The 881-nt window shown below is 36.2% G+C and carries 1 protein-coding gene; it reads left to right on the top strand.

Features of this window, described 5'->3' with window-relative positions; all coding sequences use genetic code 11:
• Window positions 1-426: disulfide bond formation protein B (locus tag ACFINC_RS10155; protein WP_375617134.1), on the top strand; the 426-nt coding region annotated here is incomplete at its 5' end.
• Window positions 427-881: the final 455 nt, after the last annotated feature.

Here is an 881-nt window from a genome sequence, read left to right as displayed (position 1 = left end):
GGATTGATGCTGGCAGGATGTGGGTTCTTACTCAATATTCACCACAGGGTGAAAAATACCCATTATGGAATGGTTATTATCGGTTGTATGGTCACCAGTGCTGTTGCTGCAAGGCAGGTATTTTTGCATATCACACCTGATGATCTGGGATATGGTTCAACGTTCTTTGGATTGCATTTTTATACTTGGGCTTTCATTATTTCTGTCCTTTGTATCTTTGCTGTTGCATTCGTCATGATTTTAGGTGAATTGGCACACAAGTTTAAAGAGTTTTCTTCTTTTCCAATCTTAAGTAAAACAGCAAGTTTCTTATTTGTGTTTTTAATCGCGGCAAATTTGATTTCGACCATATTGGAATGTGGTGGTGGACAATGCGCTGATGATCCTGTAAGGTATGAATTGTTATCAAATTGGTTCCCTTCATAGTCTTGAATTTTTTAAATTATTTCTCATCATAACTTTACGATTAAAGAGGCGGAAATGTTAAAAAAATCCGCTTCTTTTTCTTTTTTACTGGGGCGATGATTCATCAAGATTGTTGATCTCCTCAAAGGGATCTTTTATCGAAAAATTGGCTTTTATGCCTATGTGCGATTGATCTGTAAAAAAAAGACTTGGTTTATCGTCTTTTGGGGTTTGTAATTTTTTTTAAAAAAAACGTGTTATCGTTGAGCGGTGTTGGACGATTCGTTCGAGGGGACTTGTCTTGAGCCGTTGGATTGTCGAGCGGTGGGGGATAAGAAATCTCGTTTGTTAAGGGGGCATTAACGATAAAATTTTTTGTTCTTGATTTTTTTTCGCTTTGTGCTAGATAATCCTTTGTATTCATTTTGGTGCTTCTGAAGTATTTTAGATACTTTTAGAGGGAGTAGTTTAAAATT

Source organism: Bartonella sp. AP58NXGY, assembly GCF_042195785.1.
Classification (GTDB): domain Bacteria; phylum Pseudomonadota; class Alphaproteobacteria; order Rhizobiales; family Rhizobiaceae; genus Bartonella.
This window is presented reverse-complemented; position numbering and strand designations above follow the sequence as displayed.